Below are 7,644 nucleotides of genomic sequence, written 5' to 3'. Positions count from 1 at the left end.
GCTTGTACGTCACCGGCTGCGCGTCGTTCATCAAGGAACTCGGTGACGCGTCGGACACCTCGACGACGAGTGGCGGCACCAGCGGCGGCACGGGCAGTTCGGGGAGTGCGCGACCGCTGCCCGACCCGCAGCCGGTGACGTACAAGCGGATCAACATCCCGAAGGACTACTACATCCGCTTCGCGGACTCGCCCCCGAAGCCGATCGAGGACAACAGTTCCTACGACAACGAGGACGCCGACCTCTTCTACTACGACGTCTACGAGGACGCCCTGTCCAGCCAGGGCGACAAGATCGTCCTGCTGAACAACTCCCAGCAGGGTTCCCTGAAGACCTGCCGCGAGGAGACCCGGTACGCCGAGCGGGTCTCGCTCTCGCAGCTCTCCAGAGGCAGCCAGCTGTGCGTGCACACCACCTCCGGCCACATCGCCCTGGTCACCTTCAAGGGCAGCGCGCCGGAGAGCGACCCCAGCAACTACGTCTCGGTGGACCTCACGCTCTGGCGCAACGCCGAGGACCCCAGCACGAGCTGAGCCCTCTCAGGCGGACATCTCCCACACCAGCACCTCCGCGGGCCCCGCCCCCGCCACCAGTTCCAGGTCCCTCTCGTCGGCGGCGCGCACCGCGTCCCCCGGTCCCAGCTCGTGCGGGCCGAGCCGTACGGTGCCGCCGACGACATGGACGTAGACCCGCGGAGCGTCCGGCACCGCCGTCCGCTCCCCCGCCGCCAGCCGCCGTACGTGCAGCATCGCGCCGGCCTCCGGGACGGCGTACGGCGTGGGGTCGGCGATGCCGCGGACCAGGTCGTAGGCGGGCTCGCCGCCCGGCTCCAGCGGGGCCAGCCACATCTGCACGAAGGTCAGCGGTCCGCTGCCGTCGTTGCGCTCGACGTGCCGCACCCCGGCGGCCGAGCTGAGCCGCTGCACGTCGCCGGGGCGTACCCGCCTCTCGTGGCCGCGGGAGTCTCGGTGGGTCAGCTCGCCCTCGACGACCCAGGTGACGATCTCGGTGTGGCTGTGGGGGTGCTCGTCGAAGCCGGCACCGGGGGCCAGGCGTTCCTCGTTGCAGGCGATCAGGGCGCCGAAGCGGAGGTTGCCGGGGTCGTAGTGGGGGCCGAAGGAGAAGGCGTGCCGGGTCTCGATGCCGGCCGCCGGGTCCCCGCCCGGGTAGCGCTCGTCGGCGCGGCGTACGTCGATCACGGCACCACCGTAGACCCGTCGGCGGGCGGGCCGTGCCCTCGCCGACGACCCGCCCACGCATGCCCGCGTCCCGACGCCGATGACCCGCCCACGCATGCTCGCGTCCCGATAAGGCAGTCTTGTCCACGTGCCCGAACCCGAAGTCCGCAACGCCCGAGCCGCGGCACACGCCGCCCACGCCCACACCGCGACCCTGAAGCGGCTGGAGAAATCCTCCGGGAGTCTCGCCGCCCAGGCCATCACGCGCATGGACGAGACGCTGCCGTGGTACCGGGCCATGCCCCCGGAGAACCGTTCCTGGATCGGGCTGGTGGCCCAGGCGGGCATCGCCGCGTTCACGGAGTGGTTCCGCCGTCCCGACGCCCCGCAGGCCATCTCCACCGACGTGTTCGGGACGGCTCCGCGCGAGCTGACCCGCGCCATCACCCTGCGTCAGACCGTCGAGATGGTCCGCACCACGATCGAGGTGATGGAGAGCGCGATCGACGAGGTCGCGGCCCCCGGCGACGAGAACGTGCTGCGCGAGGCGCTCCTGGTGTACGCCCGTGAGATCGCCTTCGCCACCGCCCAGGTGTACGCCCAGGCCGCCGAGGCACGCGGTGCCTGGGACGCGCGGCTGGAGTCGCTCGTCGTGAACGCCGTTCTCAGCGGGGAGGCCGACGAGGGCGCCGTCAGCCGGGCCGCCGCCCTCGGATGGAGCGCGCCCGAACATGTGTGCGTGGTCCTCGGGACCGCGCCGGACGGGGACTCCGAGCTGACGGTGGAGGCGATCCGGCGGGCCTCGCGGCACGCCAAGCTCCAGGTGCTCACCGGGGTGCTCGGCTCGCGGCTCGTCGTCATCGCGGGCGGCAGCGACGATCCGATGGCCGTCGCGAAGTCCCTGATCGGGCCGTTCGCCGCCGGGCCGGTCGTCGCGGGCCCTGTGGTACCCGACCTGCTCGCCGCGACCCGCTCCGCGCAGGCCGCCGCCGCCGGGCTCAAGGCGTGTTCCGCGTGGCAGGACGCGCCGAGGCCGGTGCTGGCGGACGATCTGCTGCCGGAGCGTGCGATAGCCGGGGATCCCGGCGCGCGCGAGCAGCTGGTGGAGGAGATCTACAGACCGCTGGAGGAGGCGGGCTCCGCACTGCTGGAGACCCTCGCCGTCTATCTGGAGCAGGCGTCCAGCCTTGAGGGTGCCGCGAGGATGCTGTTCGTCCACCCCAACACCGTGCGCTACCGGCTTCGACGTGTGACTGACGTCACCGGTTGGTCGCCGTCGGATGTACGCTCTGCGTTCACCTTGCGCATCGCGCTGATCCTGGGACGTCTCGTCGACGGGGACCCTCAGAGCTAGCGTTTTGTCGGAGGCCCACAAAACCCCCTGCCGTTCTTCGTCCCTGTCCCCACGGGCGGCCGTGCCCGTACCCAAGAGAGAGTGTGAGAGTGCTCGTACTCGTCGCTCCCGGCCAGGGCGCACAGACGCCCGGCTTCCTGACCCCCTGGCTCGAACTGCCCGGCGCCGCCGCCCGTGTCGCCGCGTGGTCGGACGCCATCGGACTGGACCTCGCCCACTACGGCACCCAGGCCGACGCGGACCAGATCCGCGACACCGCCGTGGCGCAGCCACTGCTGGTCGCGGCCGGAATCCTGTCGGCCTCGGCACTGGGCGACCTCGCGGACATCGCGCCCGGCGCGGTCGCCGGTCACAGCGTCGGCGAGATCACCGCCGCCACCTTCGCGGGTGTCCTCGACGACACCGCCGCGCTGACCCTCGTCCGCAAGCGGGGCCTGGCCATGGCCGAGGCCGCCGCGATCACCGAGACCGGCATGTCGGCACTGCTCGGCGGCGACCCCGAGGTCTCCGTGGCGCACCTGGAGAAGCTGGGCCTGACCCCGGCGAACGTCAACGGTGCCGGTCAGATCGTCGCCGCGGGCACGCTGGAGCAGCTGGCCCTGCTCAACGACGACAAGCCGGAGGGCGTCCGCAAGATCGTGCCGCTGAAGGTCGCCGGCGCGTTCCACACGCTCCACATGGCCCCCGCGGTCGAGACGCTGGCCGCCGCCGCCAAGGAGCTGTCGCCCGCCGACCCGAAGATCGCCTACGTCTCCAACAAGGACGGTCAGGCCGTGGCCACCGGTGCGGAGGTCCTGGACCGTCTGGTCGGCCAGGTCGCCAACCCGGTCCGCTGGGACCTGTGCATGGAGACCTTCCGGCAGCTCGGCGTGACGGCGCTGATCGAGGTGTGCCCCGGCGGTACGCTCACCGGTCTCGCCAAGCGCGCCCTGCCCGGCGTGAAGACGCTGGCGCTGAAGACCCCCGACGATCTCGACGCGGCCCGCGAGGTCATCGCCGAGCACAGTGCCTGACAAGGAGCCGACGAGCATGTCGAAGATCAAGCCCAGCAAGGGCGCCCCGTACGCGCGCATCCTCGGCGTGGGCGGCTACCGGCCCACCCGGGTGGTGCCCAACGAGGTGATCCTCGAGACGATCGACTCATCCGACGAGTGGATCCGCTCGCGCTCCGGCATCGAGACCCGGCACTGGGCGAACGACGAGGAGACCGTCGCCGCCATGTCGGTCGAGGCCTCCGGCAAGGCGATCGCCGACGCCGGGATCACCGCCCAGCAGATCGGTGCCGTGGTCGTCTCGACCGTGTCGCACTTCAAGCAGACCCCGGCCGTGGCCACCGAGATCGCCGACAAGCTCGGCACGAACAAGGCCGCCGCCTTCGACATCTCGGCCGGCTGCGCGGGCTTCGGCTACGGCCTGACCCTCGCCAAGGGCATGGTCGTCGAGGGTTCCGCCGAGTACGTCCTGGTCATCGGCGTGGAGCGGCTGTCCGACCTGACCGACCTGGAGGACCGGGCCACCGCCTTCCTGTTCGGCGACGGCGCGGGCGCGGTCGTGGTCGGCCCGTCGAAGGAGCCGGGGATCGGTCCGACGGTCTGGGGCTCCGAGGGCGACAAGTCGGAGACCATCAAGCAGACCGTGCCGTGGACGGACTACCGCGACGGCGAGGTCGCGAAGTTCCCGGCGATCACCCAGGAAGGCCAGGCGGTGTTCCGCTGGGCCGTGTTCGAGATGGCGAAGGTCGCCAAGGAGGCCCTGGACGCCGCCGGGCTCACCTCCGCCGAACTGGACGTCTTCATCCCGCACCAGGCCAACGAGCGGATCATCGACTCGATGGTGAAGACCCTCAAGCTGCCGGAATCCGTCACGGTCGCCCGTGACGTACGGACCACCGGAAACACCTCGGCCGCCTCGATCCCGCTCGCCATGGAACGACTTCTGGCGACCGGCGAGGCCAAGAGCGGCGACACCGCGCTCGTCATCGGATTCGGGGCGGGTCTCGTGTACGCCGCCACGGTCGTTACCCTCCCCTAGGCACTCCGTGCCGGATCATGCGGTCCGGGACGGAAGACACTCAATGCCACACCCTCTGAAACACAAAGAAGGAGCGCCGACATGGCCGCCACTCAGGAAGAGATCGTCGCCGGTCTCGCGGAGATCGTGAACGAGATCGCCGGCATCCCGGTCGAGGACGTCGAGCTGGACAAGTCCTTCACCGACGACCTGGACGTCGACTCGCTGTCCATGGTCGAGGTCGTCGTCGCCGCCGAAGAGCGCTTCGACGTCAAGATCCCCGACGACGACGTCAAGGACCTCAAGACGGTCGGCGACGCGACGAACTACATCCTCAAGAACCAGGGCTGAGCCACTGCTGGGGCCGGATGATCCGGCCTGCCCCGCCACCCGGCGGTGGCGCCGCTGAATCCCGATCGTTGGAGAAAGAATTCCCGTGAGCCCGACCAATCGCACCGTGGTCGTCACCGGTATCGGCGCAACCACACCGCTGGGTGGCGACGCAGCCTCTACCTGGGAGGGTCTGATCGCCGGCAAGTCCGGCGTCAAGCCCCTGGAGCAGGACTGGGCGGCCGAGCAGGCCGTCCGTATCGCCGCGCAGATCGCCGTGGAGCCCAGTGAGGTCATCCCGCGTCCGCAGGCCCGCAAGCTGGACCGTTCGGCGCAGTTCGCGCTGATCGCGGCTCAGGAGGCCTGGAAGGACGCCGGGTTCGAGGCCAGGGCCGGTGACGACGCGTCCGTCGACCCGGACCGGCTCGGCGCGGTCATCGCCTCCGGCATCGGCGGTGTGACGACCCTGCTGGACCAGTACGACGTGCTGAAGGAGAAGGGCGTCCGCCGCGTCTCCCCGCACACCGTGCCCATGCTGATGCCGAACAGCCCGTCCGCCAACGTGGGTCTGCTCGTGGGCGCCCGCGCGGGCGTGCACACGCCGGTCTCGGCGTGCGCGTCGGGTGCCGAGGCCATCGGCTACGCCATCGAGATGATCCGCACCGGCCGCGCCGACGTCGTCGTCGCCGGGGGTACGGAGGCGGCGATCCACCCGCTGCCCATCGCCGCGTTCGGCAACATGATGGCGATGTCGAAGAACAACGAGGACCCGCAGGGCGCCTCGCGTCCCTACGACGCCGGGCGCGACGGCTTCGTGCTCGGCGAGGGTGCCGGTGTCGTCGTCCTGGAGTCCGCCGAGCACGCCGCCGCGCGCGGAGCGCGGGTGTACGCGGAGGCGGTCGGCCAGGGCATCTCCGCCGACGCCCACGACATCGTGCAGCCGGAGCCGGAGGGCCGCGGCATCGCGCACGCCCTGCAGAACCTGCTGGACCGCACCGACCTGGACCCGGCGGAGATCGTGCACGTCAACGCGCACGCAACGTCGACGCCGGCCGGTGACGTGGCCGAACTGAAGGCACTGCGCAAGGTGTTCGGCGACGACACCGACCACATGGCGGTCTCGGCGACGAAGTCGATGACCGGTCACCTGCTCGGCGGCGCGGGCGGTGTCGAGTCGGTGGCGACGGTCCTCGCGCTGTACCACCGGGTGGCTCCGCCGACCATCAACGTCGAGAACCTCGACCCCGAGGCCGAGGCGAACGCGGACATCGTCCGCGGCGAGGCGCGCAAGCTGCCCGTCGAGGGCCGTATCGCCGCGCTGAACGACTCGTTCGGGTTCGGCGGGCACAACGTGGTGCTGGCGTTCCGGACGGTCTGACAACCGCCTGTACGTGTGTGAAGGGGCCCCACCTGGAGGTGGGGCCCCTTCGCGTTCGGTCTCGCGGCGTTACGGTCCCGCGTGTCACACCACCTGGTGGAGCCACCTCACGGGGGCGCCCTCACCGGCGTAGCGGAACGGCTCCAGTTCGTCGTCCCAGGGCTTGCCCAGGAGTTTGGCGATCTCCGCCTCCAGGTCCGTCTCACCGCGCTGGGACCGGGTCAGGGCGGCGCGCAGCCGGTCCTCGGGGATGAGGATGTCGCCGTGGATGCCGGTGACGGCGTGGAAGATGCCGAGTTCGGGGGTGCAGCTGTAGCGCTCGCCCTCGGCGGTGGCGCAGGGTTCGGCGGTGACCTCGAAGCGCATCAGGTGCCAGCCGCGCAGCGCGGAGGCGAGTTTGGAGGCGGTGCCGGCCTCGCCCCGCCAGGAGAACTCCGAGCGCCAGGTGCCGGGCGCGGCGGGCTGCCGGATCCAGTCGAGGCTGACGCGTGTGCCGAGCACCCCGGCGACGGCCCACTCGACGTGCGGGCACAGCGCGCGCGGCGCGGAGTGCACGTACAGAACTCCACGTGTCGTCACCGGGACCTCCGGGCAGAGCGGGACAGTCTTGCAGGCTGGCATGGCGGCTGTGGCGGGCAGCCACGCTGATGGCGAGGCTACCGTGCGGCGGCGCGAGGAGTGTGACGTACCGTCGGTCCCGGGCCGCGGAACGGCCCCCATTCACCCGGCAGGACGCCTGGACCGGCGTGATCGTTGCTTCCTGTCGGGTTCGGGAACTCCCGGACGTTGTCATGGGTGGGCCGGCGAATCGTCCGGCCGGGGACCGGCCGGCGAGCGGGACGACCGAGGGGACACCAGGGGATGCCGAAGTTGAGCCACCGCTCGCGGGCCGTGGCCGCGGTGACGGCCGCGGTCGTGCTGGGCGCGGTGGGCTGCGATGTGCGGGGCGATGACGGGCCGGGCGAGTCGGACGCCCGTGAGCGGCAGCCGAAGCCGTCGGCGTCACCGGGCCCGGTGTGGGACAGCAGCCCGGCCTCGCTGGCCGCGGTGGGCGACTCCATCACGCGTGGCTTCGACGCCTGCTCGGTGCTGTCGGACTGTCCCGAGGTGTCCTGGGCGACCGGCGACAGCGGCGAGGTGAACAGTCTGGCCGTACGCCTGCTGGGGGTGGCGAAGGCGGCCACGCACAGCTGGAACTACGCGGCGTCGGGGGCGCGGATGGCGGATCTGCCGGCGCAGATGGCGCGGGCGGCGGCGAAGAAGCCCGCGCTGGTCACGGTGATGGCGGGGGCCAACGACGCCTGTCGGGTGTCGGCGGAGGCGATGACGCCGGTCGCCGACTTCCGGTCCGGGTTCGAGGAGTCGCTGCGCACCCTGCGCCGGAGCGCGCCGAC

The 7,644-nt window shown here is 71.4% G+C and carries 8 protein-coding genes and 1 pseudogene; 7 read left to right on the top strand and 2 right to left on the bottom strand.

The features are described from left to right. Positions 1-533, top strand: a pseudogene (locus BZL64_RS39870) (serine/threonine-protein kinase); the annotation flags it as partial. 6 nt (positions 534-539) lie between these two features. On the opposite strand, the gene BZL64_RS20410 reads toward BZL64_RS39870, so the two are convergent. Next, entirely contained in the window at positions 540-1,199 is a 660-nt protein-coding gene (locus BZL64_RS20410; RefSeq protein WP_167396172.1) for a pirin family protein, read from the bottom strand. Between the two features lie 127 nt (positions 1,200-1,326). Here BZL64_RS20410 and BZL64_RS20405 point away from each other — a divergent pair, with 127 nt between their 5' ends. From BZL64_RS20405 to fabF, 5 genes are all read left to right on the top strand, one after another. Further along, complete coding sequence (locus BZL64_RS20405) at positions 1,327-2,532, top strand: PucR family transcriptional regulator (protein ID WP_086770640.1); 1,206 nt, start codon at positions 1,327-1,329, stop codon at positions 2,530-2,532. Positions 2,533-2,621: 89 nt separating this feature from the next. After that, positions 2,622-3,545: an ACP S-malonyltransferase gene (locus BZL64_RS20400; RefSeq protein ID WP_086770639.1), complete on the top strand. Its 924-nt coding sequence runs from the start codon at positions 2,622-2,624 to the stop codon at positions 3,543-3,545. A 16-nt stretch (positions 3,546-3,561) separates the two neighbouring features. After that, positions 3,562-4,563, top strand: a complete 1,002-nt coding sequence (locus tag BZL64_RS20395; protein ID WP_086770638.1) for a ketoacyl-ACP synthase III — start codon at positions 3,562-3,564, stop codon at positions 4,561-4,563. Positions 4,564-4,644: 81 nt separating this feature from the next. Then, entirely contained in the window at positions 4,645-4,893 is a 249-nt protein-coding gene (locus BZL64_RS20390) for an acyl carrier protein (protein WP_086770637.1), read from the top strand. Between the two features lie 85 nt (positions 4,894-4,978). Continuing rightward, entirely contained in the window at positions 4,979-6,250 is a 1,272-nt protein-coding gene (gene fabF, locus BZL64_RS20385) for a beta-ketoacyl-ACP synthase II (protein ID WP_086770636.1), read from the top strand. A gap of 84 nt (positions 6,251-6,334) precedes the next feature. Here fabF and BZL64_RS20380 read toward each other — a convergent pair whose 3' ends face one another. Then, positions 6,335-6,829, bottom strand: coding sequence for a DUF3145 domain-containing protein (locus tag BZL64_RS20380; RefSeq protein ID WP_086770635.1), 495 nt, complete (start codon positions 6,827-6,829; stop codon positions 6,335-6,337). 282 nt (positions 6,830-7,111) lie between these two features. Between BZL64_RS20380 and BZL64_RS20375 the strand changes: the two genes are divergently transcribed. Further along, positions 7,112-7,644, top strand: a 533-nt coding sequence (locus BZL64_RS20375) for an SGNH/GDSL hydrolase family protein (RefSeq protein ID WP_244205412.1), incomplete at its 3' end; no start/stop codon positions are given.

The organism is Streptomyces bobili, assembly GCF_002154575.1.
Classification (GTDB): Bacteria; Actinomycetota; Actinomycetes; order Streptomycetales; family Streptomycetaceae; genus Streptomyces; species Streptomyces bobili.
Note: the sequence above shows the minus strand (reverse complement) of the source record. Positions and strands in the feature narration are given on the sequence as shown.